A 410-nucleotide genomic window follows, 5' to 3' on the forward strand; every position below is an offset into this window, starting at 1 on the left:
CCTAAACTCTGCTCAGCACCTTCCTGCTCCGGTCGACCGTTCACGGTCACACTGCTCACCGCATGCGCTTCACCACTCATTAACGACATTACTTTCATATGCCCAGTTAAAAGTACAGACTGGATCGGGTAGCCAAGGCTTTTTCCTAATGCAATTAATTTGGGTGCTAGCGCCGAGAAGCTCTCTACACGATATTCTTGTTGATTGGGGACACCACCCTTGGCCTCAATATCAAACAATTGTTTATCCGGCGCGTCTTCGAGTATGTTTTCAAAAAATTGATTCTCTGTTACTGAAGCAATATCATCTTGCTCTAACGCAACAAAATTACGGTAGGTCCAATCAGTTTCAATAGGAGCTAAAATTTCTCCCGAGAGCAGCGTTTCATAGTAACGATAAAGCTCGGTAGT

The 410-nt window shown here is 44.6% G+C and carries 1 protein-coding gene; it reads right to left on the reverse strand.

What is annotated here, in order from left to right; all coding sequences use genetic code 11:
* The coding region (locus tag AN214_RS22785) for a hypothetical protein (RefSeq protein ID WP_161805715.1) at positions 1–410 on the reverse strand (410 nt) is incomplete at both ends.

This window comes from Pseudoalteromonas sp. P1-9 (assembly GCF_001399975.1).
GTDB lineage: Bacteria > Pseudomonadota > Gammaproteobacteria > Enterobacterales > Alteromonadaceae > Pseudoalteromonas.